This is a genomic window from Spiroplasma endosymbiont of Panzeria rudis (assembly GCF_964019705.1).
GTDB classification, from domain to species: Bacteria; Bacillota_I; Bacilli_A; order Mycoplasmatales; family VBWQ01; genus Spiroplasma_E; species Spiroplasma_E ixodetis_A.
This window is the reverse complement of the sequence record NZ_OZ026460.1, coordinates 516,009-542,867: the sequence shown is the minus strand read 5'-3', so window position 1 is coordinate 542,867 and position 26,859 is coordinate 516,009. Positions and strand designations below refer to the sequence as shown.

At 22.8% G+C, this 26,859-nt stretch carries 27 protein-coding genes and 2 pseudogenes; 21 read left to right on the top strand and 8 right to left on the bottom strand.

The features are described 5' to 3' along the window. Positions 1–45: 45 nt before the first annotated feature. The 5 genes from AACK89_RS03010 to AACK89_RS02990 are packed head-to-tail and all read left to right on the top strand — an operon-like array spanning position 46 to position 1,256. Complete coding sequence (locus AACK89_RS03010) at positions 46–204, top strand: hypothetical protein (protein ID WP_338979122.1); 159 nt, start codon at positions 46–48, stop codon at positions 202–204. Further along, positions 204–365: a hypothetical protein gene (locus AACK89_RS03005; protein WP_338975224.1), complete on the top strand. Its 162-nt coding sequence runs from the start codon at positions 204–206 to the stop codon at positions 363–365. Before AACK89_RS03010 ends, AACK89_RS03005 begins: the two co-directional genes overlap by 1 nt. An 8-nt stretch (positions 366–373) precedes the next feature. Then, positions 374–847 (top strand): hypothetical protein, encoded by a 474-nt coding sequence (locus AACK89_RS03000; RefSeq protein WP_338979121.1) that lies wholly within the window; start codon positions 374–376, stop codon positions 845–847. Then, positions 801–1,094, top strand: a complete 294-nt coding sequence (locus AACK89_RS02995) for a hypothetical protein (RefSeq protein WP_338975222.1) — start codon at positions 801–803, stop codon at positions 1,092–1,094. The genes AACK89_RS03000 and AACK89_RS02995 overlap by 47 nt, the downstream gene beginning before the upstream one ends. Before the next feature lie 3 nt (positions 1,095–1,097). Then, positions 1,098–1,256, top strand: a complete 159-nt coding sequence (locus tag AACK89_RS02990; protein WP_174480528.1) for a hypothetical protein — start codon at positions 1,098–1,100, stop codon at positions 1,254–1,256. An 87-nt stretch (positions 1,257–1,343) separates the two neighbouring features. On the opposite strand, the gene AACK89_RS02985 is transcribed toward AACK89_RS02990, so the two are convergent. After that, a protein-coding gene (locus AACK89_RS02985) for an IS3 family transposase (RefSeq protein ID WP_338978355.1) occupies positions 1,344–2,443 on the bottom strand; the annotation gives its coding sequence in 2 pieces (ribosomal slippage) (positions 1,344–2,200 and positions 2,200–2,443; 1,101 coding nt in all). Positions 2,444–2,781: 338 nt separating this feature from the next. Between AACK89_RS02985 and AACK89_RS02980 the strand changes: the two genes are divergently transcribed. The 5 genes from AACK89_RS02980 to AACK89_RS02960 all read left to right on the top strand — a co-directional run bounded on the left by AACK89_RS02980 (position 2,782) and on the right by AACK89_RS02960 (position 8,705). After that, a protein-coding gene (locus tag AACK89_RS02980) for an IS3 family transposase (protein ID WP_338979119.1) occupies positions 2,782–3,881 on the top strand; the annotation gives its coding sequence in 2 pieces (ribosomal slippage) (positions 2,782–3,025 and positions 3,025–3,881; 1,101 coding nt in all). Between the two features lie 43 nt (positions 3,882–3,924). Continuing rightward, positions 3,925–5,340 carry a hypothetical protein gene (locus AACK89_RS02975; protein ID WP_338979117.1) on the top strand — a complete coding sequence of 472 codons (1,416 nt, stop codon included), beginning with the start codon at positions 3,925–3,927 and terminating at the stop codon, positions 5,338–5,340. 4 nt (positions 5,341–5,344) lie between these two features. Continuing rightward, positions 5,345–5,467 (top strand): hypothetical protein, encoded by a 123-nt coding sequence (locus tag AACK89_RS02970; protein ID WP_338977759.1) that lies wholly within the window; start codon positions 5,345–5,347, stop codon positions 5,465–5,467. 18 nt (positions 5,468–5,485) lie between these two features. Next, on the top strand, positions 5,486–6,727 hold the full coding sequence (locus AACK89_RS02965; RefSeq protein WP_338977757.1) for a hypothetical protein: 1,242 nt from the start codon (positions 5,486–5,488) through the stop codon (positions 6,725–6,727). Then, complete coding sequence (locus AACK89_RS02960; RefSeq protein ID WP_338977755.1) at positions 6,678–8,705, top strand: hypothetical protein; 2,028 nt, start codon at positions 6,678–6,680, stop codon at positions 8,703–8,705. The genes AACK89_RS02965 and AACK89_RS02960 overlap by 50 nt, the downstream gene beginning before the upstream one ends. Positions 8,706–8,708: 3 nt before the next feature. Here the strand turns inward: AACK89_RS02960 and AACK89_RS02955 are convergent, their stop codons facing one another. Then, positions 8,709–8,951, bottom strand: a complete 243-nt coding sequence (locus AACK89_RS02955; protein ID WP_338977753.1) for a hypothetical protein — start codon at positions 8,949–8,951, stop codon at positions 8,709–8,711. 244 nt (positions 8,952–9,195) lie between these two features. Further along, positions 9,196–10,902 carry a hypothetical protein gene (locus tag AACK89_RS02950; RefSeq protein ID WP_338979116.1) on the bottom strand — a complete coding sequence of 569 codons (1,707 nt, stop codon included), beginning with the start codon at positions 10,900–10,902 and terminating at the stop codon, positions 9,196–9,198. Positions 10,903–10,974: 72 nt separating this feature from the next. On the opposite strand from AACK89_RS02950, the gene AACK89_RS02945 reads away from it, so the two are divergent. Next, positions 10,975–12,135, top strand: a complete 1,161-nt coding sequence (locus tag AACK89_RS02945) for an Mbov_0401 family ICE element transposase-like protein (protein ID WP_338977750.1) — start codon at positions 10,975–10,977, stop codon at positions 12,133–12,135. Between the two features lie 251 nt (positions 12,136–12,386). Here the strand turns inward: AACK89_RS02945 and AACK89_RS02940 are convergent, their stop codons facing one another. Next, positions 12,387–12,665, bottom strand: coding sequence for a transposase (locus AACK89_RS02940; RefSeq protein ID WP_338977702.1), 279 nt, complete (start codon positions 12,663–12,665; stop codon positions 12,387–12,389). 324 nt (positions 12,666–12,989) lie between these two features. Between AACK89_RS02940 and AACK89_RS02935 the strand changes: the two genes are divergently transcribed. The 3 genes from AACK89_RS02935 to AACK89_RS02925 all read left to right on the top strand — a co-directional run bounded on the left by AACK89_RS02935 (position 12,990) and on the right by AACK89_RS02925 (position 14,788). After that, positions 12,990–14,089, top strand: a protein-coding gene (locus AACK89_RS02935) for an IS3 family transposase (RefSeq protein WP_338977768.1) whose coding sequence is annotated in 2 segments (ribosomal slippage) — positions 12,990–13,233 and positions 13,233–14,089 — 1,101 coding nt in all. Because the reading frame shifts where the segments join, the coding sequence is not laid out codon by codon here. A gap of 30 nt (positions 14,090–14,119) precedes the next feature. Continuing rightward, the gene (locus tag AACK89_RS02930; RefSeq protein WP_338979114.1) at positions 14,120–14,248 is read left to right on the top strand and encodes a hypothetical protein; all 129 of its coding nucleotides are present in this window, start codon (positions 14,120–14,122) and stop codon (positions 14,246–14,248) included. Positions 14,249–14,476: 228 nt separating this feature from the next. Then, complete coding sequence (locus AACK89_RS02925; protein WP_338979112.1) at positions 14,477–14,788, top strand: hypothetical protein; 312 nt, start codon at positions 14,477–14,479, stop codon at positions 14,786–14,788. Position 14,789: 1 nt separating this feature from the next. On the opposite strand, the gene AACK89_RS02920 is transcribed toward AACK89_RS02925, so the two are convergent. Then, on the bottom strand, positions 14,790–15,215 hold the full coding sequence (locus AACK89_RS02920; protein ID WP_338978046.1) for a hypothetical protein: 426 nt from the start codon (positions 15,213–15,215) through the stop codon (positions 14,790–14,792). A gap of 150 nt (positions 15,216–15,365) precedes the next feature. Beyond that, the gene (locus AACK89_RS02915) at positions 15,366–16,976 is read right to left on the bottom strand and encodes a hypothetical protein (protein WP_338979110.1); all 1,611 of its coding nucleotides are present in this window, start codon (positions 16,974–16,976) and stop codon (positions 15,366–15,368) included. Between the two features lie 126 nt (positions 16,977–17,102). Here AACK89_RS02915 and AACK89_RS02910 point away from each other — a divergent pair, with 126 nt between their 5' ends. The 6 genes from AACK89_RS02910 (at position 17,103) to AACK89_RS02885 (ending at position 24,015) form a co-directional block, all read left to right on the top strand. Further along, positions 17,103–17,996, top strand: coding sequence for a hypothetical protein (locus AACK89_RS02910; protein WP_338979109.1), 894 nt, complete (start codon positions 17,103–17,105; stop codon positions 17,994–17,996). A 13-nt stretch (positions 17,997–18,009) separates the two neighbouring features. After that, the gene (locus AACK89_RS02905; protein WP_338979107.1) at positions 18,010–19,164 is read left to right on the top strand and encodes a YitT family protein; all 1,155 of its coding nucleotides are present in this window, start codon (positions 18,010–18,012) and stop codon (positions 19,162–19,164) included. 151 nt (positions 19,165–19,315) lie between these two features. Next, entirely contained in the window at positions 19,316–20,353 is a 1,038-nt protein-coding gene (locus AACK89_RS02900; RefSeq protein WP_338979105.1) for a DUF3137 domain-containing protein, read from the top strand. Between the two features lie 54 nt (positions 20,354–20,407). Then, complete coding sequence (locus AACK89_RS02895) at positions 20,408–21,484, top strand: hypothetical protein (protein ID WP_338979103.1); 1,077 nt, start codon at positions 20,408–20,410, stop codon at positions 21,482–21,484. A 22-nt stretch (positions 21,485–21,506) separates the two neighbouring features. Then, entirely contained in the window at positions 21,507–22,394 is an 888-nt protein-coding gene (locus AACK89_RS02890) for a hypothetical protein (RefSeq protein ID WP_338975061.1), read from the top strand. Positions 22,395–22,659: 265 nt separating this feature from the next. After that, the gene (locus tag AACK89_RS02885) at positions 22,660–24,015 is read left to right on the top strand and encodes a hypothetical protein (protein ID WP_338979102.1); all 1,356 of its coding nucleotides are present in this window, start codon (positions 22,660–22,662) and stop codon (positions 24,013–24,015) included. A 456-nt stretch (positions 24,016–24,471) separates the two neighbouring features. On the opposite strand, the gene AACK89_RS02880 is transcribed toward AACK89_RS02885, so the two are convergent. Further along, positions 24,472–25,571 (bottom strand): IS3 family transposase gene (locus AACK89_RS02880; RefSeq protein WP_338978554.1). Its coding sequence is split into 2 segments (ribosomal slippage): positions 24,472–25,328 and positions 25,328–25,571, totalling 1,101 coding nucleotides; the frame shifts between segments, so codons are not numbered across the junction. Positions 25,572–25,640: 69 nt separating this feature from the next. Here AACK89_RS02880 and AACK89_RS02875 point away from each other — a divergent pair. Then, a pseudogene (locus AACK89_RS02875) lies at positions 25,641–26,063 on the top strand (transposase); the annotation flags it as partial. Between the two features lie 29 nt (positions 26,064–26,092). Here the strand turns inward: AACK89_RS02875 and AACK89_RS02870 are convergent. Continuing rightward, positions 26,093–26,767: pseudogene (locus AACK89_RS02870) on the bottom strand (IS256 family transposase); the annotation flags it as partial. Between the last annotated feature and the right edge of the window lie 92 nt (positions 26,768–26,859).

Genomic DNA, 26,859 nt, shown 5'->3' with positions numbered 1-26,859 from the left:
AAAACTATGAATAATAAAAATAAAAAATGTGAATTAAGAGTTTGTATGGATAAAGTTTGAAAAGAATGTATTAATAATTCTACTAAAACTATTAAATATAAAAATTGACCAATACCTTATTTAATATGTGACAGTTGTTATAACAAAATACCTAAATACCTTAAACAAACAGCAAAAATAATTGAAAAGGGATGATTTACATAATGGAAAAAAAGATTATTGAATATAAAGTAGGATTAATCAAACAAATTGATAGTTTACAAAAAAATAATTTAGTTTGTGGACATAAAGAGTTTATCGAAGAATGTAAATATTGCTGAAGTAATTGTGATTTAGAAATTATTAAAACAATTGTTAGAGGTTAATTTGATTAATGCAATATGACTTAATTATTGGAATTGACTCTGCTGGTATTGGTAGTAATGGAATTATTATATACTCAAATGAAACTAATAATATTGTTTTTAATGAAACATTTAAAACTAAAACAGTTTTAAAAAGCAAAAATCTATTTAAAGAATACTTTTTATTAATTAAAAAACATTTTGATAATAAAAAAATATTAGTTATTGTAGAAAATTTCTTTTTAAATTCAAAACAATTATTAACAAATCCATTAGCAACTCCTAAAATTATTGGTGCTTTAATAGTATTAGCAGAAGATGTTATGAATTGAGATTATTTAGAAAGTGAACCAAAAAATAAAAACAAAATAGAAAATTATAAAGGAAATATAAAATTAACAAAACATGAACAAGATGCATATAAGCATATTAAATATTATTTAAGGAATTATAAAAATGAAAGAGAAAGCCAATTATGTCAAATTAACAGTAAAACTGAGTAACACTATTGAAACAAAATATTACGAAAAAGGTAATAAAGAATTATATTATAGTGTTCGAGGTCAATGAAATGGATTAAACTATGTTACTTTAATTTTTAACAACCCAAAATTTTATAGACGCTGTATTTTATTAAACAAAAACGATGAAATTATTGTAACTGGTCAAATTTTTAACACTTTAAATATTCCTAAAAATCGTGCATTTTGTTCAATAAATGTTAAATGATTTAAAAAATGAAAAGAGTAAAAAATGATATTATGAAAAATTTTATTAATAGTACCAATATTAATAACAAGCATAACACTAATAATATTTTTAATATTTATTAGTAAAGAATTAAAAAATGAATATAAAGTATTAAAAATATTAAGTGAAATTGCTAATCAAATTGAAAATAAGGAGAAATAATATGAAATATGAAGATAAATGTTCTATGTGCAATAAAGTAAAAGAATGGAATGGCAACCCTTTTTAGGACTATTTTTTGGTAGACATTTATTTTTGATAATTAACTGGAGTTAAGTAGTTTAAAGTGCTGTGGATTCTTATGTTGTTATATCAGTTGATGTAATCAAATAATTCTAATTTTAATTGGATTAATGATGTAAAATTTTTATCATTAATAAATTCAATTTTGAAAGTTTTAAAAGTTGCTTCAGCAACAGCGTTATCATAAGGACAACCTTTTTTGCTTAAAGAGCGATTAATATTGAATGCTAGTAAAAGTTTATCAATAATTTTATTATTAAATTCATTACCGCGATCACTATGAAATATTTGAATATCTTTTAAACAACGATTTGAGTGCATAAATGCTTGATGTACTAATGATGCATCTTTTTTAGTACCTACACTATGTCCAATAATTTCGCGGTTAAATAGGTCAATTAATAGGCAAATATAGTTTCATTTACCATTAACTTGAACATAAGTTAAATCACTAACAATAACTTCATTTTTAAGCCTATTATTAAAGTTTCTATTAACGATATTGGTTATTTGACTATCGTTGACTTTATTATGATGATTTTTGAATGATAATTTAGTGTATTTTGATATTAAATTATGTTTATTCATAATTTCTTTAATTTTTCTGCATGACAAATAAATATTCTTTTCTTTTAGAACAACTTTTAATCTTCTTGTTCCATAAACTTCTTTATTTTCTTTAAAAGCACTAATAACAGCTTCATCATAAATATTATTTTGTTTTTTTTCTTTTTCCTTTAAATTAAAATAATATGTTGATTTAGAAAGTTTTAAAAAACGACACATTGTGCGAATTTTATATTTAACTTTATTTTTAGCAATAATTTCTATTTTCTGCCTATTATTAGTGCTGCTTGCTTTAAAATATCATTTTCCATTCGTAACTGTTTTAATTCTTTTCTTAATTTAATTAATTCATTTTCTTCAATAGAACGATTATCTTTAGTTTTAAAACTGCCTGAATTAGTAAATTGCTTAATTCAATTATAAGTAGCTGCTCTTGTAACATTGTACTCTTTAGCAAGACAAGACACTGACTTACCGCTTTGATATAAAGCTACTATTTGTTTTTTAAATTCATCGGTATATGAGTTAATATTGGCCATAATTATAGTTCCTTTCTTTTCACTAATTTGTTCACTTGTCTACGTAATTAGTGTCCAATAAAGTGTAACCTATCCAGAAAACTTTTTATCCAATACCTGTAATAGTTGTTGATTAGAATCAGTTAATAAATGAAATAGAAGAAGTTGAAGAAATTTAGGAGACATTGATAATGAATAAAGAAAATATACCATGTTGTTTTAGTGAAGTTAATGAACTTGGTAAACATATAACAAATTGTAATAATTTACCAACAAAATTAGATGGATAGGTTACACTTTATTGGACACTAATTACGTAGACAAGTGAACAAATTAGTGAAAAGAAAGGAACTATAATTATGGCCAATATTAACTCATATACCGATGAATTTAAAAAACAAATAGTAGCTTTATATCAAAGCGGTAAGTCAGTGTCTTGTCTTGCTAAAGAGTACAATGTTACAAGAGCAGCTACTTATAATTGAATTAAGCAATTTACTAATTCAGGCAGTTTTAAAACTAAAGATAATCGTTCTATTGAAGAAAATGAATTAATTAAATTAAGAAAAGAATTAAAACAGTTACGAATGGAAAATGATATTTTAAAGCAAGCAGCACTAATAATAGGCAGAAAATAGAAATTATTGCTAAAAATAAAGTTAAATATAAAATTCGCACAATGTGTCGTTTTTTAAAACTTTCTAAATCAACATATTATTTTAATTTAAAGGAAAAAGAAAAAAAACAAAATAATATTTATGATGAAGCTGTTATTAGTGCTTTTAAAGAAAATAAAGAAGTTTATGGAACAAGAAGATTAAAAGTTGTTCTAAAAGAAAAGAATATTTATTTGTCATGCAAAAAAATTAAAGAAATTATGAATAAACATAATTTAATATCAAAATACACTAAATTATCATTCAAAAATCATCATAATAAAGTCAACGATAGTCAAATAACCAATATCGTTAATAGAAACTTTAATAATAGGCTTAAAAATGAAGTTATTGTTAGTGATTTAACTTATGTTCAAGTTAATGGTAAATGAAACTATATTTGCCTATTAATTGACCTATTTAACCGCGAAATTATTGGACATAGTGTAGGTACTAAAAAAGATGCATCATTAGTACATCAAGCATTTATGCACTCAAATCGTTGTTTAAAAGATATTCAAATATTTCATAGTGATCGCGGTAATGAATTTAATAATAAAATTATTGATAAACTTTTACTAGCATTCAATATTAATCGCTCTTTAAGCAAAAAAGGTTGTCCTTATGATAACGCTGTTGCTGAAGCAACTTTTAAAACTTTCAAAATTGAATTTATTAATGATAAAAATTTTACATCATTAATCCAATTAAAATTAGAATTATTTGATTACATCAACTGATATAACAACATAAGAATCCACAGCACTTTAAACTACTTAACTCCAGTTAATTATCAAAAATAAATGTCTACCAAAAAATAGTCCTAAAAAGGGTTGCCATTCCACAATGATTTTAGATTGACCAGATGAAATTGGAACATTACCACCAGAAGCATTACAAAATAATCCGCAAATTGGTGATTTTACTCATGCACCAACTTGTGATTTTTCTGCTAAACAACAAAAACGAATTACTACTAATGAAAATGAAATTACCAAATTAAATAGTGAATTAACTAAAACAAATGAAAACATTGATGATATCAAAAATAATTGATTTAATATTGAAACTAGTCCTTTATGAAAAAAAGTTGAAAATAATAATATAGAAATGTTGAAATGATATTTTATTAAAATCAGTTATCAATATTCAACAGAAAATAACTTTATGAAATTTTATAAAATAATTAAAATTTATTTAAATAATATTTTTCATGAATTTGAATTGTTAAATGTTGATTCCATGACTTATAAAGAACAAATACAAAATAAAAATATTTTAAATATTGGAACTATTTACTATGACAATAGAAATAAAAAATTTAGTGGTGGAGGTAATTCCTATCCTGAACGTGGAAAAATTAATTTAATTGGTGATATACAAGAAATATATCAATATCAAGGAATAGATACACCAACTGAATTTATAACAGAAGAAAGTACTGAACATGATTATTACACAAAACTAGAAACTAATAATTTATTAGATAAAAAGCAAAATATCAATGATGATGCTTTACAAACAGTTTCTAAACAAATCGTTCCTGCAATTAATGAAATCAATAATAAAATTCCTAATTTATCTGATTATTATAAAAAAGAAGAAGTAGATAAAAAATTAGAAGATGTAAAATCACAATTTCCTATTGCATTTCAAATAAATGCTATTAGTGCAGAAATTCCTAATTTAGAAACTACTGATAAAACTATTGCCGGTGCTATTAATGAATTAAAAGAAAAAATAAAAGATAAAAAATTTTCAAATGATTATTTTAAATATAATACTGAAACAAATGAAATTGCATTAAATGATGAAGAAAATTCATTACTTTGTAAAGATTTATTAGAAAATAATGAATATAAATTATTAAAAAATCAAAATAAAAAATTATTACAAGCAATTAATGAAATATTAGAAAAACAACCACAACCCAGTCCAAGTGGTTCAAATTGAAAAGAAGTAGGTAAAGTCGTAGTAGATAAAAATAATATTACACATATAGAATATATATTTAAAGATAAAACACATTATAGAATATATTATAGTTTTGGTGATTATACTAGTAAAGAAAATAATAAAAATTATAGTTGACAAATAATTAATTTTTATTATCAATTAGATACAAATGTTTTAAAAAATAGTTTATGAATATCAAATAATAATGTTAATGCGGATACTGAAATTAATATTTATAATAATAGAATAATGTGGGGTATGGGTAGAGATTATATTTTTAAAAAATTAGAAGAATTACAGGAATAATATTATGTTTTTTAAAATTATAAAAATTATTTTAGGTTTAATAGGAGTAATTTTATCATCAGCAACAGCAGGTTTAATTATATTTATTATTATAAAAATTGTATTAAAAATTAATCAAATATTTTAAAAAAAGGTGGTGAATATTATGTTAAGTCTATTTAAAAGAAAAGAAAAAAGTAATATTAGTAATAATCAAAATGAAAAAGTAAAATTTTTAACTAATAAAAATAAAAGTACTCATGCTTCAATTTTAAATTATTTTGGTTTTAATGATTTTAACCATGAAACTTATTTCACTGATTTTGTAGCAGAAAATAATGCTAATTTATATAATGCTCCATTAGATATTAATAATGAAACTATTAAACAATATTTAATTCAACAAGAATTTTACAGAAAAAATTGAAATTCAATTTTTAAATTAAGTAAATTAGGAATTAGTGCTTATTTAATTTATATTGCTAATGATGACTTATATTTTCAAGTAGTAGATATACAACAAAGAGTTTATGATATTACTGGTAAATTAATTGAATGTACTATTTTTTATGATAGTTATGAACAAAATGCACAAATGGTAAGATTATTTGAAGTTTATACATTAAATAATGAACAAATAACTATTAATCGTGCAATTTATAGTATTAATGATAATAAAAAACAATTTCCATTAGATTTTAAATCATTCATTAATAACCCTAATTTAGCACAAGAACAAACACTAAATATTAACTATATACCAATAGCAATTATGAGAAATAAAGCAAATGAGCTAGCAGATTGTAATAAAGTAATGGATAAAATTAAAGCATTAGATGTTATTTATGAACAAATTGTTTTAGATACTATTTTAAACTCACCTAAATTTATATTTAGTCAAACTTATGGCAATGTTCAATCTTTAATAGAAGACGCAGTAAGAACATTAGTTACTAAAAATTACATATTTAAAAGCGGTGGAGATAATAATGAACAAAACGAAAATATCAATATGACAAATAGTAATTTTAAAGGTAAAAATTTAACTGATATATATGATTGAAATGTTAATGAAATATTTAAACGTTGTGGTATTCATATACCAAGTCAAAAGAAATCAGCACAACAATCAGTTCCCGAAAGTACAGCAGTAAATATTTCAACTATTAATTATATTGAACAAAAATTATGACAATTTAATATTGATATTCTTAAATTTATTCAAATATTAGTAAGTGTAGATAAAGATTTATTAAATAGTAAAACATTTAATATTAATGATGATCAAGAAATTAATAATTTAATAGTTAAATTAAAATTATTTAATCCCGAAAATAACCAATTAATAGGAGAGAACAATGGAAAACAACAACAAACCACAAACGAAATTTCCACAGAAACAAACTAAACTTAATCAAGCAGAAGTAGAAAATGATTATTTAATTGATAACATTCCTTATGACTTTACTAATATGATGCGTGCTACTAGTGACCCAGATATTAATAGAGCATATGATGAATTTAAAAAAAGAACGATATATATTTATGAAATTGAACGTTTATTTAAAAATAATGAAAATAATAGTTTAAAATTTTCAGCAAATACTATTAAAATAGGTTTTATTGATATTGATAAAGTATTAAAAACTACTGCTGTTGAAACATCTGATTTTACTATGCAATTAAATCAAAGAGCAAGTACTAATATTAATGATAATACAATTGAATATAGTATGACTGATATTAAAAATTTAATATTTCAAGAAATAAATTTATTAAATCAATTTAAGTTATATGCAGTTAGTATAAATGAACCTTTAACTGAAAATAATATTGATAATTTATATATAATTAATAATTATTCACAACCTTATCAAAATCCAAAAACTAGAAGTACTAAAAGTATAACTATTATTAAAATTAAAGATTTTAAAACAAGAGATGGTTATCCAATCATTATTAAATTACAAAAACCATTAGATAAAGATAAAAAAGTTACTGGTTTAAAAATTAAAGCCCCTAGAAGCATGATTTTTGGCAATATAAAGGTACTTGGTGAAGTTGACAATATGGAAGTATACCCAAAGTTATTTGTTAAAAATAAGATAGCATTTCCGCTGTTATCAATGCCTATTGAAACTCAACCAAAAGTTAGAATTTTACAACAATGATTTAGTGAGCAAATATTACCTTGAAATTTAGCAAAACAATTTATCGGACAAGAAAAATCAGTTTTAGATTTAATTAAAATTAGTAGTGGTTCTGTAACAAGAAGAGAAGTTATTAATAATGCAAGAATAACTCATGCTTGATTAGGATATGAGTTTAGTAATGTTTTAGGTGGTAAATGACCATTAAAAAGTCAAAAAGAATTAAAGGATAAAGAAGTTTGAGATTTTGTAGGTGAAAGTCAATTTTATAGTTATATTGCAACTAATAATAAATTTAATGATATTGAAATTGAAATTAAAGATGCACCAACTATTGATAGCTTACAACAATTATTATTAGATATGCTAAGTTATACCTATAATTATAATCGTAATTTTGATGGCGCAGATTATGATGATAAAGGTAAACCAACAAATGAAATAGCAAAATTACGTGATAAATTCTCAGGTCAAAAACCTGATGAAGTTATTACTAATTTATTTAGAAAATGAGAACTTGATTATCCAAATTACATAAATTTGCAACAAGTTAAAATATTTAAACAAGTATTTATTATGTTATCAAAGTATATTTATTCAACATTATCAATAAATAAAGGTCTAAATGATGATAATAAAATTTTATTACCTTATTATTTTGAATTAAAATCAAATCCTATACATTCTAATAAGGATGATAGTTGAAAATATAAAGATGTAAAAGTAATACTAAAATCTGAATATTTTGATTTTACAGATATGAATAATATTAAATTAAAAAATAATGATATTAGTCAAAATGAATTATTTAAACTTGATGATAATCAATTTAATTGATTATCTATTACAAATGAATTAGAAAGCAATAATATTCCGTCATTAATTCCAGCAGATTGAACATTAGGAAATGGCGAATATGGAAAATACTTTACAAGAGTAATTATTAGTAACAATAAAATTGAGAATGCTTTAAATTTATATGGTTCAAATAAATCTCAATTATTTTCTAAATTAGAATTTTATGAAGAGATATTACAAATTGATAATAAAAATGAATTTGAATTGCAAATTAAAAATCCAATTAATAATTTAAATCGGATTGAAATTAGTGGAATATTTGGTGCTGGTAATTATTATTTAATTTTAATAACTGACAAACAAGAAATAAACTTAACTAATATTAATTTATTTGACAAATATAATGAAAATATTTCTTATATTAATTTAGAAATTTAAATGTTATTTATTAAAATAACCATATGGATAATTGCCATCTCATGGTATATCTATTCTTTCAATAGTATCTCCACCATTATAAAATTTTGTTTTTTTAGGATTATCAGCAAAGTATATTTTAAATTCACTTTTTATAGAAACTGAAATACCATGAATGTCAAACATTCATATTTTCTGAACACCCATTATAGGTTCTTTATATGAATTTAAATAATATTTAAGTCCACTAAGATTATGGGTAAGCACCCCCCATGATTAATCCTATTGTTCCAGTTGTAGCACTAGTTAGTGCTAATGCTAATGTTATTTTACTTAAATTTGCTTTTATTCATGTTTTCATATTAAATTACTCCTTTTTTCCTTGATTTTACTTATAAATTGTACTATTTTTGATTATTTTTACAAGTACGTTTTTAAACGCAAAATAACGCCTAAATAAAAGGCGTTTATTTTGTGATACCTATACTATTAATGATATTGTAGTTGTTTATTATATGGCAAATGTGAAGATGCTTTTTTTCACAGTAGCATTATTTTTACCCCTAATTACATTTTTATATGGATACAATGCATAAAATAATCCATCATACGGGTCTTGATACATATTTTTATCAGGAATGTTAGTTTTGGTTTGGTCATAACGTAATTCTTCTAAACATTGAGTAGTCTTTGGTAAATCATCTTTATTTGCATAAAAGTTTCCATAACTCATAATGTTTCTCATTCAAACTACTCTATTAGTTAATCCTGCTTCTTGATTTAAATTTGAAGCATGTTTAATAGCAGTTTGTGTGATTAAAATAGTATTATGTTCATCTATTAATTTTTGATTTAATCAATCAATGGCAGTTCGTGCTTTATCATCATAAAAATAAATTGCTTGTTCAAAATTTTCAAAATTATCAATTAATCCTAAAATTTCATTAACATAAGCATTAATTTTTTCATTTTCATTTATAAAATCATTTGGAGTAACTACTAATTCACAAATAATATAAGCATCATAATAACCAGTATTATTATATTCTTTAAAACCCACTACTATAAATACAGTATGGTCTTTATGACCAGTTGCTCAATCCACACCAACTGAATAAAAATCAAATTTATACATATCTTTTTTTGAATTATAAAATTCTTTTAAATCATATGGTTGTCAGCACTTTACAGTTTTTTGAAATGGGAAAATTGTTGCATCACTATCTAAAAATTCAAAACCATAAAAAACAGTATTAAATTCATCAGGATTACTTTTTTTCATTTCTAATAATGTTCTTTTTTGAATATCTGGTAATTTATTTCAAAATGGTTGAATAGTAAATCTTAAAACAAATAAACCTAAACCACTAAACATATCTTGATTTTCATAATAAATTTTGCCATTTTTTTTAAGATTTTCCATCACTTTATCATTTAATGGTAAAAATGGCATACAGTATTTTAAATAAAATGGATGATATTTATCATAAGGATTACATGTAAAAGTAATAAAGAAACTTTTATAAAAATAGCGAGTAATTTTTTTTCCAAAATTAGGACTATATATATTTTTATCAATAAACGTTCAACTTCATTCTTTAATAGGTTCTTTTGATACTTTAATACGATTACTTCTAAACATAGAGTTTTGTAAACGTTCATATCGATATGTTAATTGCTTTTCTGTTAGTGTTTCTTTTTCTTCTGCCATAATAATTTCATCTGTTCTTGAACCTAAAAAACTTGAACCACCGGCTTCTTTTCCAAAAATCTTATTACCATTAGCATAACCAATAAAGTCAATTTGTTGATTATTAGGAAAAATAATACATCCACCATCCTTAGTTATTTTTCATTTAATACCATGTGGATTATTAGGTAATAAATTAATATTATATGTATCTAATAAAACTTGACAAACATTCATTAAAGCACCAATTGTAGTTTCACTATGAGTATTTTCATATCTTCTTACTTCTTGAACACTACTATCACTAAAATTACAACATATAAATAAATCAAATGCTAAACAATTTCAAGTTTTTCTTGTTCCACGTGCTGTTGGTACAAAACGATAAAAACAATTGGTAGTAAAATATTCTGCTCATTCATCACCAACAAATTCTTTAAAAATATCCCAACTAAAACCATAATTATTATCACTAAAATTAAGATTATATTTTTTATTTAATTGTACATAACTAGTGATAAAAGCCATATTTACTCCTTATTTTTAAAAAAAATTAAACTTAAATTATTAACAAATAAAATTTTGAAAGGAACATTAAAAATGTTTATATTACCATTTGTAAATCATTTTGATTGAGACAAACACAATTTTAATCAAGATGAATTAAATTTACAACAAACAGAAGAATTATTTAAAAAAATAGATGATTATTTATGAAATGCATGTGATAAATCTTTATATAAGTCATATAGATTTAGAAAAAGAAAATTAAAAACAAAAAAAGGTTTATTAACTTATAAACGACGTATTTGTACATATTATAACCCAAAAACACAAAAAATGGAATTTCTTTCATTGTTAGATAATTATCTTGGTGTTAAAAAATATAGTAAACTTGCACCTAATGTTATTAAACAAATTTTGAAATATTTTGCAGATGGTAAAAAGTATCATGATGTTTGTGATACTTTTATTGAAGGTTTAATAAGTAATAGTACAGTTTGTAGAACATATAAAAAGTTTCAATTACCAAAAGCCAATATCCTCAAAATACCATTACAACCATATCAAAATTTATATGTAAATATTGATGATGGACATAGAAAATTTAAGTTTAATGAAAAACATAATACTAAAAATTGTAAAAAATGTTCAATGAGATTATTAGTATTTTGTACTGGTAAAAAGAAGAATGGAAAATTAATTAATAAAAGAGCTGTATGTAAAATTAGAGTATCAAAAACAGAAATTGGTGCTGAAAAAACTGCCAAATTAATTGAAAAATATGGTAATTTATTTTTTGAAAATTTTGACCAAGCAAATTTAATAGTTTGTGGAGATAGTGCAAAATGAATTAGAAAAACTGCTACAATTTTAAATGCTAAATTTATTTTAGATAAATTCCATGCTTTTCATGTTTTATTTCTTGGCATAATGGCTGGAAGAAGAAAAAATAAAATTGCTAAATTACACTATAAAAATGCAATAAATTTATTTTCCAAAGGTCAATATTATGAATTAATTGATTTTTTACAATCATTGACTTTACAATATAAAAAATTAAAAGTTGGTTATTTTGTTAATGCAAAAGATGGCGTATTAAATCAAGCATTAGTTGAAAATATTGGTTGCTTTACTGAAACTAATATTAAACAAATTTTAAAGCATATGATTGGTGATAGAACTTATAACATTGATATGTATACCAAAATGGTTAATTTTAAATGTTATCAAATAAATACAGCAATACAATTATTATAAATTAACCATTTCAATTTAAAGATAACTAAAAATAAAATAAAACTTATTAAAGTAAAATTTAATAAGAATTTTTGAGTTATAAAAGTAAGTATTATTGTTGACTAATATTTTACAAGTGTTAAGATTAACATACAATTGCATATTGAAGTCTAAATTATTCTCGTCTAATCTTATAATTTAAAGACAAATTTGAATATTATTGACAACATCGGTACGCTCCCTTTATTTAACTTTATTTTTAGCAATAATTTCTATTTTCTGCCTATTATTAGTGCTGCTTGCTTTAAAATATCATTTTCCATTCGTAACTGTTTTAATTCTTTTCTTAATTTAATTAATTCATTTTCTTCAATAGAACGATTATCTTTAGTTTTAAAACTGCCTGAATTAGTAAATTGCTTAATTCAATTATAAGTAGCTGCTCTTGTAACATTGTACTCTTTAGCAAGACAAGACACTGACTTACCGCTTTGATATAAAGCTACTATTTGTTTTTTAAATTCATCGGTATATGAGTTAATATTGGCCATAATTATAGTTCCTTTCTTTTAACTAATTTGTTCACTTGTCTACGTAATTAGTGTCCAATAAAGTGTAACCTATCCAATATCGAAGATACTATTATTGAAAATTTTGCTGATGGAAAAAGATATCGTGATATTTGTGCGATTTGTAAAAAGGCAGGTATTAGTGTTAGTAGCGTTCATAGAGTTTTTAAAAATTTAGAAATAAATGAAGCAAATCCAGTAAAAGTAAAATTGGAAAAAAATCAACCTATTGGATAGGTTACACTTTATTGGACACTAATTACGTAGACAAGTGAACAAATTAGTTAAAAGAAAGGAACTATAATTATGGCCAATATTAACTCATATACCGATGAATTTAAAAAACAAATAGTAGCTTTATATCAAAGCGGTAAGTCAGTGTCTTGTCTTGCTAAAGAGTACAATGTTACAAGAGCAGCTACTTATAATTGAATTAAGCAATTTACTAATTCAGGCAGTTTTAAAACTAAAGATAATCGTTCTATTGAAGAAAATGAATTAATTAAATTAAGAAAAGAATTAAAACAGTTACGAATGGAAAATGATATTTTAAAGCAAGCAGCACTAATAATAGGCAGAAAATAGAAATTATTGCTAAAAATAAAGTTAAATATAAAATTCGCACAATGTGTCGTTTTTTAAAACTTTCTAAATCAACATATTATTTTAATTTAAAGGAAAAAGAAAAAAAACAAAATAATATTTATGATGAAGCTGTTATTAGTGCTTTTAAAGAAAATAAAGAAGTTTATGGAACAAGAAGATTAAAAGTTGTTCTAAAAGAAAAGAATATTTATTTGTCACGCAGAAAAATTAAAGAAATTATGAATAAACATAATTTAATATCAAAATACACTAAATTATCATTCAAAAATCATCATAATAAAGTCAACGATAGTCAAATAACCAATATCGTTAATAGAAACTTTAATAATAGGCTTAAAAATGAAGTTATTGTTAGTGATTTAACTTATGTTCAAGTTAATGGTAAATGAAACTATATTTGCCTATTAATTGACCTATTTAACCGCGAAATTATTGGACATAGTGTAGGTACTAAAAAAGATGCATCATTAGTACATCAAGCATTTATGCACTCAAATCGTTGTTTAAAAGATATTCAAATATTTCATAGTGATCGCGGTAATGAATTTAATAATAAAATTATTGATAAACTTTTACTAGCATTCAATATTAATCGCTCTTTAAGCAAAAAAGGTTGTCCTTATGATAACGCTGTTGCTGAAGCAACTTTTAAAACTTTCAAAATTGAATTTATTAATGATAAAAATTTTACATCATTAATCCAATTAAAATTAGAATTATTTGATTACATCAACTGATATAACAACATAAGAATTCACAGCACTTTAAACTACTTAACTCCAGTTAATTATCAAAAATAAATGTCTACCAAAAAATAGTCCTAAAAAGGGTTGCCATTCCATATTTTTGTAGCAATTGATGATGGACATCGAAAATTTTGAGATTTTAAACGTAAAGGTACAAAACACTCTATGAGATTAATAGTAACATATACAGATAATATTAATCATAAAGTATAAAATAAAAGAGTAAAAGCAATTATAAGAAAAACAAGAACTCCAATTGGAGTTAAAAAAACTGCTGAATTTGTTAAAGAACATTGTCAAAAATTTTATGAAAATATTGAACAAGCAAAAATTATTATTTGTGGTGATAGTGCAGGATGAATTAAAGAAGTTGCTGATTATTTAGGTGCACAGTTTGTTTTAGATAAATTTCATTTAATTAGAACATTATATCTTGGAATAATGGCTGGAAATAAAGAAAAATATTTAGAAGAATATAATCACTGTAAAAATTTAATTAATAATGGTCAATATGATGAATTAATTAACTATTTATATAAAGAATTAGATAATCATAAAAAATTAAAAAAACAGTATTTTAAAAATAATAAACAAGGTATTGAAAATCAAGGTGCAAAGTGAAATATAGGTTGCTTTACTGAAACTAATATTTGACATTTTTTAAAAGAAATGCTTGGTAATAGAACATATAATATTAGTATTTACATTAAAATGGTTATTTTTAAATGTAACAAAATAAATTTAGAAACATAATTTAATGAATATAGTAATTATTGATTATTTCGCAATTTTGAATAGCATCTCAAAAATTATTATTTTTTATTTTTATTTTTAAACCAATAATGAAAAAAGTAAATAACATAGTTATAAAAAATAAAATTGGAACTAAAATTAAAACCAAAAAAATTCCACTTCGTAATTCAGTTCATTCATAATAATTCTCTTTAATATGATGAGTTCCAAGATTATAAAAATATTTTGCAGAATGCTCTATGATAAAACTTAATTGAAAATGTTTTAACATTTTAAATCCATTAATACAATTTAAATTTTTATCAAAATAAAAAAGATTAAAGTGACTAAAATCTATTAATATTAATCCTATAATTAAAGTTAAAATGCTTAAAATAAATAGTAATACAGTTATTAACTGTAATTTTTTCAGTGTTTTAATTTTCATCTTTAAATTCTCCTTAACATTATTTCATAAGTTTAACATTTAACAAACTTAATTATAAGTATTTTAGTTGCAATAAATTCAAAAAAATTATATTATTTAAGTACAATTTCATAAAAATCCAAATTATTTCTTGTCTGAAATATAATAAGACTATATATGAATTAATTTATTCCGGATTTTTGACAATCTCCCAAAATTAATTGTAAAACCGTCATTAGTATTAGTGCTATTAATATCATATAAATTATTATTTACTATTCCAACATATTTAATATTAGTATTAGTACTATTATCTAGTGTTGGCAAAATATTTTGATTATATATTAATACATAGTAAGTTATTATTTCATCTTCAAATTTAATATTAATTTCAGAATTACTATTAATAATAGTCGTAATACTATTATTAATATTTGGTAATAATGGTTGATTATCATTAATAGTAATATCTTTTAGCTCATCATTAGTTACATTTAAAATTAAACTATTATTACTAATTCAATTATTAGTACGATTAACTGCAGTGAGTTTATCTTTATCAATATATGAATTAATAAAATTAGTCAATTGTTCATCTTTAGTTTTAGTAAATTTAATAGTATTAATTCGACTTCAATTGTTATTTTTACTATCACTTAGTAATAATTTACTTGTATTATTATTAATAAAACCAAGATTATCATTTATTCTTTGGAAATTGGCACAATAACCAATTTTAGTAAAAGTACCTAATTCATTTACAAAATAGCCAATTTCTTGTTCATCAATAAAAACACCTAAACCATCATGAAGTAAAATGAAATTATTCATATAATGTTCATTAATTTTTGTAAGTTTAATATCATTACTATCAGTAATGCTTAAATGATAAGGTTGTCCAAAAAATTTGGAGCTATTTTTGAGATTTACGTTTAAAATTCCTTGATTGTTACCAGTCTTGCTAAAAAAAACAGTAGTAGTACTAAACAGTGGTTCCTTATTAATAATTAATGGTTTTGTTGTAGCATTACCATTATCATCTATTGTTAAATAAAATAATTGCCGATTAACATCACGAATAATGCCACCATTATCATTAATGGCAACAAAAGAATTTAATAGTATTGGATTAGGAACATTAATATTAATTGGTTTGATATTACCATCAACTTTTAGAATATAAGAATTTTGATCACCACCAACAAAAACGCCAAAAGTAGCATTTATAGTAGTAAAACTAGTTTTACCTTTTCCATAATGATAGGGAGTAACTAAGTTAGTTACTTTTCCGTCTGTATTAATTAAGTCAGCACCAATATCGGTACTAACGATATTATTACCAAAGTTAGTAAAAGTATGATTTGGAGTTTCAATGGCAGTAGCATCATCACTAATACCATTTTTAGTCATTAAAAATGAATTATTAATAAAATTACTATCATCACTTTTATGAAAATTATTTAAAGTAGCAATTCCTAAGTTATCATCAAATCTAATAAAATTACTAATTTGTAAGTCTAAATTATTATATGTGCCATCCTTATTTAATAAATAAGATTGTGCTTGTGAATTTGTAAAAATACCAGCAATAGAATTAGTTGAATCATTTTCATTTCAATTATAAAAATTTCCACTTTCAAAAGCTAAGGTTAAACTTTGTTCGTTTAGGATAGTATTTTCTGATTTTATTTCTTTATGATGATAATTATTTATTTTCACTTGGCTTAAATTAGTAAAAGTGACTAGTGAAATAGTAACTAGTGTATATAAAATTTTAAACATATTATCAATTCCTTTAATATAAACTAATATTAATTATAAAGATTTTGAAGATAGTGTATAGCAAAATAATAAAAATAAGTTACAATTTATATATGATATTTTATAAATTAAGGAATGATTATAATTATGAAAAAAATTTTAACATTAATGGGTACTATTGCTTTTGGTAGTGGAATAGTAACGCCAGTTTTAGCTTGTTCTGATCAACAACAAGATAGTATTTTAAAAGCAATTACTAATGGTAATGGTAATTATAATGGTTGAGAAGCAACTTTGTCAAAAGTTGGTATTAAAAAACCAGTGGATGTTCCTATTGATGGTCAAAGACCTGAAAAAGAACAAGTTATTAAAAATGAAGCATTAGAAAACAGTCTTGCACAATCACTTGCCAAATTAATTTTAGATAAAGCAAATATTAAAGAACCAACTTGATTTGATAGTCAATTAGAAGTGGGTACTAAATGTTATTATTTTACGATTGATAATGGTAAAATAGATGAATTAACAAAATCAAGAACTTGAGATGTTGATGCTTCAACTGGTAGAATTAGTATTAATATTACTTGTCAAGTTGGAGTAGTAAATAATGATAAAAGTTTTAAAGTTGAACAATACATAAAAAAAACTTTTAATATAAAATGTTCTTATACACAAAGCGATTACATAGTTTATAGTTGTGTTAGTGATGTTACTAAATTATCAGAACAAATAGTACCAATTAGTGTTGATGAAAAAACTAAACCTGATATTGATAAAACATATGCTGATTTTTCTCAAAAAACTAAAACTTTAGTTCAAGAAGGAATAAGTTTAGCATTAAATAATAATCCTCATGTTAATTCTGTTAATATTAATATCAAAGGAATTGATGGTCAAAAAGTTACAAGTTCTGGTCCTAATAAATTAGAACTTAAAGTTAATTTTGTGATTAGTTTTCAAGATTCATTAATTGACATGTCTTTACCTTCGCCTTATGATGATAGTAATTATGTTCCAACAATACTTCAATTTAATAGTTAAAAAGGAGTTTAATATGTCCAATAATTCAGAAGCAAAAAATAAAGATAAAGAGCCACCGTTAATTGTTGATGCCTTTACTTTTAAAAATATTGGTGTTAAGCAAGAGATCCATTCTTCATGAAAAAACTTTAATTGAAAAATAACTTCCAAAAATTTATTATTAATTTTTATTGGTGCTTTTTTAACAACTGTTTCCTTTTTTTATTTTATTAATCGTGCTGGTTTATATACTAATGGTTTATCAGCTTTTGCACAATTAATAGCTAAATTTATTGCCTTATCTTATAATGGCAGTATTACTGAACAAGAAACAACCCAAGCATTTTGATTTTATCCAGTATATTTTCTTATTAATGGTCCTATCATTATTTGAGGATTATTCAAGGTTGGATTTCGTTTTACTCTTTATACTATTATTTATTTGTTATTTCAAAACGGAATTAACTTTTTGTTAACATCAATTGATGTTCTTAAAAATTTTCAAGTTTTAGGTAATGAGCCATTAAAAGGTACTACAGATTATTGGCACTTAGTTTTACCACGTACTTTTATTTTTGCTGCTTTAGGTGGATTAATTTATGGTGCTGGTATTGGTATTTTATTTAAAACTGGTGGATCTAGTGGTGGTATGGATTTTATTAGTACTTATATTTCTATGAAACGTAAATATTCAATTGCTACTATTATTAGAAATACTAATATTATTATTGTTGTTATTGTTTTAATTCTTGATGGAACTTTTTTACAGAAAACTAGTCTTGTTGATAATTTTTTAGTTAGACCTTATTTTATGTCAACGCTTGTTTATATTTATGTAGCAGCTTTTGTTATGAATAGAGTTTATCCAAAATATATGTTGATGAGTGTCTTTATTATTTCTAATGAATTAGAGCAAATCCGTAATGATATTTATCGAAATAATTATTTACGTGGTGGTAATGTTTGAAATGTGAAAGGTTTGTATTCAGGTAATGAATATAAAATGATGATGACAACAATGTCATTATTAGAATATAATTTTTTTAAAACAAAAATAGTTCGAATCGATCCTAAAGTTTTTATGGTAGCAGTTCCTGCAAAATATATGCATGGTGGTAATGCAGGTAAACCTCCACAAAATGCACCTGTTAATATTACTGAAATTAATGATTTTTTAGAAAAAAACTAATAATATATATGTTATAATGTAATTAGTTTTATAATAATAGGTTTTTAGACTTCTAAATAGATTATTACATCTATAGTTAGTCTTTTTCTATTTTTTATAAAACAAAATTAGTTATAAACTATATTAAGAATTAAAAAAGAATGGAATAATTATGAAACATAATTTATCGCCAAAGGTTGTAAATGAGATTGTTAATAATATTCATACTGACTATAATAATAGTAGTAATCATTGATGAATTAAATTAATAAATAATCGTTTATGAATTAGTTTATGAATTATTACTGCCATTATTGCTCTAATTGCTATTGGTGCTAGTATTGGTATTAACAAATCATCATTTATTAAAAAACCATTTACCATTATTAGTATTATTGGATTTATTGTTGGATGTTTTTTATTAGTACAGAGTTTTGTATTAAAAACTAAAATTCATGAAAAATTAATAGAAGAATTACCAATTATTAACTATTATCAATGAGTTATTAAAGATAATAATTCACAAATGAATTTAACAACTATTAGTGATTATTGAACAATTGAACCACAAGGTAATTTACCTTTAGATGAACAACCTAATTATTATTATAATTATTGCGAACAAGTAATGATAGGAAGTATTAATGGTCAAAATTTTAACTATGGAAGTATCATTAACCAAAAAGTTATGTATGAAACAAGTTCTGGATATAATAGTGCTGCTCAAGTTATTGAAACAGAAAAAATTACTTGTTATTATACACGTTTTGTTTATTACACAACTATTATTAGGAATAATAATTTTACAATGACATTAACACCACGTAATATATTTTCAAAAAAATTTCGTAGTAAAAAGAAAGTTCAATTAGAATCACATTTATTTGAAGATTTATTTGAAGTAAAATGTGATAATCAAATTAAATTAAGATTAATTTTAGAACCAAAAGTAATGAATTTACTTAATGAATTTGCTTATAGTTTAGGAAATAAGGATTTACCAGTTATTCACATAGAAAATGAACAATTAACATTAAGTTGAAAATATGAATTAGGAAAAAATCCATATAATGATGGAAAAGGAAAATTGATGGTTTTACCCACTACTACTAATCTTGAAAAGTTTATTAATAAATTATTAGCAATGATTAGTAAAGATATTTTAAATTTAACGCAAGCACAAATGTGAGTTAATAGCTTACAATTATAATAATAATTTATATAAATTACTTTACAATAATTTAAAAATAAGGTAGATAAAATTATGAATAACTATCAATTATTAAAATCAAGTTGAAAATGATTTAACAATAAATATTTGATGCAGACGATCTTATGAATATTGTTAACAATTTGTTTGATTATTTGTGCAATTTTATGAGAAGTTAAAAGTAGTATTTTTAATAAAATTTTAACATTTGATTTTTTTAATAATGCTAGTATTACTGATGAAACTATTATTACTTTAAAAACTTATTTATATATTGCTATTTTTAGTAGTTGTATTGCAAGTAATACTTTAATATTTATTCAAATCAGATGTTGAATGAAAAAATATATTGAAAATAAATATAAGGTAATTTCAAATTTTGAAAATAATTTCTTTATTTTTAAAGCTTTATTAGTATTAAATGTTGCTAGAAACATTACTTATATTTTTTGTTTTACTAATGTTTTTACCACATTATTTGTTTTAACTTATTGATTTTGTTATTTTATTATTTATATTATTTTAGAAAAAATATTAGAAGAAAAAAATCAGATTCTTGGTAATCCTTGATGAAAAGATATAGAAAAACGATCATTATTTATTATTTTAGGTTTTGAAGTTTTATATTTAATTGTAAAAAATTCAATTTTGAATTTTACTAAGGGTGCTATTAACATTGATCAAGTTTTAAAGTACTTTATTCCCGCTAGTTCTTTAGCATTAATATTAGCAGTCTTTATTCAAAGTTTAGTTAAAAACGATGTTAAAACTATTTTAAAAAATATTAAAGATGTTAAAACCAAAGTTGATGATTTTAAAATATTTTATAATTGAGATTATAAAAATATCATTAGTGATTTTCTATTTGTTAAAGAAGCACCAATAATTATTCGAAATGAATTAAAACAAAAAGTATTAACTAATGAAGAAAAAAATAAAATATTTGAACTTTTACATGAAATTTATCAATTTCTAATATTTGTTGAAAAACAAAATATTAAAGTTAGTGAGTTGAAATATATTTATTATCATTTATTTTATGAAATAACAGATCACGCTGAAATTTCACAAATTAAAAATAGAATTATTAATACAAAAAAGAAAAATTTGAAGATAATACTAAAAAAGTAGTGATTATCTAAGGAAGTTTATTATGAAAAAAATATTAAAAATTATAAGTGTTTTTGCATTTACTAGTATTACTAGTATTAATATTAGCGCATGTGATGTTTTTCACAATTCATCAGTTGATTATCAGCAATTATTAGAAGATGCTGCAAATTTAATTGCTAATAATACTTATCCCAATTTTACTAATTTTTTAAAACCCGAAAATAAAACTCATGTTTCTGATTTTAAAAAATTAATTGAAGACAATATTTGGAACTTGTTTAATACTGCTCCAGAAGATTTTAGTAATATTACTTATGAAATTACTAATGGTCAAGATGAAATAAAAAAAATTAATAGTACTAACATTAAAATTCATTTAACTATTTATAATAATTCTGCAGTAAAAGATTGTAGTTTTAATGCTAATTTTAGTCCATTACAAGATTATATAAATGAAAAATTAGAACCATTAGTTAATGGAACACAATATTTATCAATTAATAAAAAGGATAGTGGTGGATTTTATAATGATTTAGTTACTGCTGGTGCTACTTTTAAAAGAGAAGAAAAAAATCAAAAAGAACAATATTTAAGAAATAATTCAGATGCAGCTGAAAATTTTTGAAAATCATTTCAAGAGTGAATTCCTTCTGAAGAAGTGAAAAACCCTTTACTTGGTAATATTTTAGTTCCATTGTTAAATTTTATTCCAAAAAAACCCGTTACTTGGTTAACTTTTGATAATTTTAAACCATATTTGTTAAATGCTGGTGGATATAATAATGTTATTGCTATTACTGGTAATAAAAAATTTGGTGATAAATATTATGATTATATAAAAATTGGATTAGAGGGTAAAAATTCAAAGGATATTGCTTTTGGTAATAAATATGAAGGTTTAACTTTTATTTTTACTACTAATAGTTAATTAATAAATTTTTAGTTCCTTTTTGAAAAGATAAAAATTAATAATAAAAATTACTTTTATAACTATTTTTGTTTTAAAAAAATTAAAAAAATATAGACAAGTTATAAAACACATGCTATTATTTTTTCATACCTTTTTAGGTTAAATAATATATGCGACTAAAAGAAGTAGTTTCACGTAATAATTATATTACTGGAAGCTACTTTTTATTTTAAAAAAGTAGCAACTTAAAAAAATATTATTATATATGAAAGAAGTGTTTAAAATGTCTCCTTTATTTACAGGTAATCAAAATCCTAATATTCGTAGAATGTCTGATGATAGTGCAATAAGTTTATTGGGTTCAAGTGGTGATTTTTCTAGCATATCTAATAGTAGTACAATATCTATTTTTGAAGAAACTGCTATTAAAGAAAACAAATATTTATCAAAAATAACTAAACTTTTAGGTAAAAATATTACTTTTATTGTTGCTCTTTCTGGTAATATCACTGCTCAAATGATAATTAGTACTACTGTTGCTAAAACACCATGAAATTGACAAACTATTAAGGATAGTTTGATATTTAGTGGTATACTTATTGGTTGTGATACAGCTATTGAACCTTTTATTTTTGATTCAATCGAAAATATTGAAAATTGAGTTATAGATAAATGAAAAAACAATGAAAATAATATTAATGTAGGAAAAGAAATAATAAAAGTTATTCCTTTCTTATTATTTTTAAGTTATTCTGGTGTAATTTTGGATAGAGCTTCTAATAATATTTTAGATAGTTGAATTTCAATGGAAATTCTTGGACAGACAACTATTGAATTTACTAGTTATGTGTTAAATATGACTTTTCATGGTGCAATCATTTCTAGGATAGAAAAAGTAATAAAATTAGGTTGAGAAAAAGTTAAAAGTTTATTTAATAACAATATTAATGATATAGAAAATCAACTTCTTAATAGTGAACAAAATAGTGATGAAAATAGTAATTTTTTTTATAAAAATATTTTACCATTATTTTTTATAACACCAATATCAATGGCTATAACATGAGGTACTGAGAATTATATATCTAATCAAGAATTTACTTGAAAAAAACTGTCAACAGATGCTCCAAAAGTTATTGGTGGTATAACTCTTTCTCTAGTTTCATCTTTACTTAATTGTATGGTTAATAAAGAAGGAATACCATTTCTTCCAAAACTGAGTACTGTTATAGATACTATTAAAAGATGAACTGGTTATCAACAAAATAATGGTAATATTGAACAATCAGTAACATCATGTCAATCCTCTATTAATGATTCTTGTTTAGTAGATGTTTTTAGTGAATTAGAAAGTATTGAAGAATTTTCTAGTGTTATTGGACAATTATGTAATGAAGAAGAATGAAATTTTGAAAAATCAAAACTATCTTTTGAAAGTGATGAAGAATTTTTTGATGCTGTTGAAGAGCAGAAAGTAGATAGTAATTTTGGATCTACTACTAAGCCAAGAAATAACTATGGAACATTCAATAACTATTGTGAGGGTACAAATTCTTTGGATGGTGGAATTAGTAGTTCAATTCTTAAAACAGAGTTTGAACAATCATTTCTTTCAAAGCCACGCTCATTTACTATATAAAACAGTATATAGTAAATGTATAATAATATTTCTATATTATATAATTATGTGATTTTGAAATTTAATAAATCAAAAAAAGTATTTTAGTAAATTAAAGTACTTTTTTTATTGTATATTTATTTTTTCAATTATAAATTTAAATTGGGATTTAATCAAAATACCATATAATTCAATATTATTTTATACTTTTTTAAATTTACAATTGTTTATATTAAATAAAATTAAAAAAATTATATTTTTGATGAATCTTAATATTGGTACAAGGAAACTACTAATATAAATTAGAACTATTCTGATATTTTTATTTTTAAATTTAATTAAAAATCAGATTATAAAAAATGTTATTTTTAACATATATAGAAGGAGAAAAAATAAATGTATACTAGTGATGAAGAAAATATTTTTATAGAAGATTTGGAATGGCAACCCTTTTTAGGACTATTTTTTGGTAGACATTTATTTTTGATAATTAACTGGAGTTAAGTAGTTTAAAGTGCTGTGAATTCTTATGTTGTTATATCAGTTGATGTAATCAAATAATTCTAATTTTAATTGGATTAATGATGTAAAATTTTTATCATTAATAAATTCAATTTTGAAAGTTTTAAAAGTTGCTTCAGCAACAGCGTTATCATAAGGACAACCTTTTTTGCTTAAAGAGCGATTAATATTGAATGCTAGTAAAAGTTTATCAATAATTTTATTATTAAATTCATTACCGCGATCACTATGAAATATTTGAATATCTTTTAAACAACGATTTGAGTGCATAAATGCTTGATGTACTAATGATGCATCTTTTTTAGTACCTACACTATGTCCAATAATTTCGCGGTTAAATAGGTCAATTAATAGGCAAATATAGTTTCATTTACCATTAACTTGAACATAAGTTAAATCACTAACAATAACTTCATTTTTAAGCCTATTATTAAAGTTTCTATTAACGATATTGGTTATTTGACTATCGTTGACTTTATTATGATGATTTTTGAATGATAATTTAGTGTATTTTGATATTAAATTATGTTTATTCATAATTTCTTTAATTTTTCTGCGTGACAAATAAATATTCTTTTCTTTTAGAACAACTTTTAATCTTCTTGTTCCATAAACTTCTTTATTTTCTTTAAAAACACTAATAACAGCTTCATCATAAATATTATTTTGTTTTTTTTCTTTTTCCTTTAAATTAAAATAATATGTTGATTTAGAAAGTTTTAAAAAACGACACATTGTGCGAATTTTATATTTAACTTTATTTTTAGCAATAATTTCTATTTTCTGCCTATTATTAGTGCTGCTTGCTTTAAAATATCATTTTCCATTCGTAACTGTTTTAATTCTTTTCTTAATTTAATTAATTCATTTTCTTCAATAGAACGATTATCTTTAGTTTTAAAACTGCCTGAATTAGTAAATTGCTTAATTCAATTATAAGTAGCTGCTCTTGTAACATTGTACTCTTTAGCAAGACAAGACACTGACTTACCGCTTTGATATAAAGCTACTATTTGTTTTTTAAATTCATCGGTATATGAGTTAATATTGGCCATAATTATAGTTCCTTTCTTTTAACTAATTTGTTCACTTGTCTACGTAATTAGTGTCCAATAAAGTGTAACCTATCCAATGTTTCATACAAACATCGAAAAGGTCTAGTTGCAGATTTAAAACCAATTTATAGTGCATGTAGTGAAGAACAAGCAATGCAAGCTTTAGAATCGTTTGAAAGTAAATGAAATAAACAATATCCTCAAATTACTAAATCTTGATATAAAAATTGAGATAATTTAATGGTTTTTATTAGTTATCCAGTAGAAATCAAAAGAGTGATTTATACTACAAATGCTATTGAATCTGTTAATAGTCAATTACGAAAAATCATCAGAAATAAAAAAGTTTTTCCCAATGATATGGTAGTTTTCAAAATATTTTACTTGGCAATTGAAAATATAACAAAAAAATGAACATTGCCTATTCAAAATTGAAATACAGCAATTGCTCATTTTATGATAAAATTTGAAGACAGAATTAATCTAAATTAGTAACTTTGTAAAACAAAGATACACAGATTATTAAAAAGCCTCAACTTAGAACCTTCATTTTCACTAATTCATAATCCTAAAACATCTTTTTTGCCTTCTAAATCAACTCCTAATGCTATATAAACTGATTTGTTAATAATCCGTTTATCTTGTCGTACTTTAACTACTATACAATCAAAATAAACAATAGGATAAATACTTTCTAATGGTCGATTTTGTCATGCTTTAACATCATCAATAACATCATCAGTAATTTGACTAATAACACTTTCACTAATATCAGCACCATGATATAACTCTTGCAACTGCATTCTAATGTCAGATAATGTCATTCCTTTTGCATACAAGGAAAGAACTTGTTGATCAAAACCATCAAATCTTCTTTGCCTTTTAGGAACTATTACAGGAGTAAAATTACTATTGCGATCTCTTGGTACATCAATTTCAATTTTACCTTGTTGAGTTATTAATTTTTTTGAACTTGTACCATTACGAGCATTTTCAGTAGTACTATGTTGATTTTTTTCATATCCTAAATAATTTTGCATTTCAGAATTCAACATTTTTTCAACTAATCTTTTTGTTAATTCTTTATATAAACCGCCAGGTTTAAAAACTGTTGTTAAATCTTCAGTATTTTCTAGTAATAAATCTACTGCTTTTGATATTGGATCATTATTATTAAAGTTATCTTTTTTAGCCATCTGTAACTCACTCTTTCTAGTCATTTAATTATATTTACTAGAATTAATTAAACATAGTTATTTTTGTAAGTTACACAGATTACTAAACATTT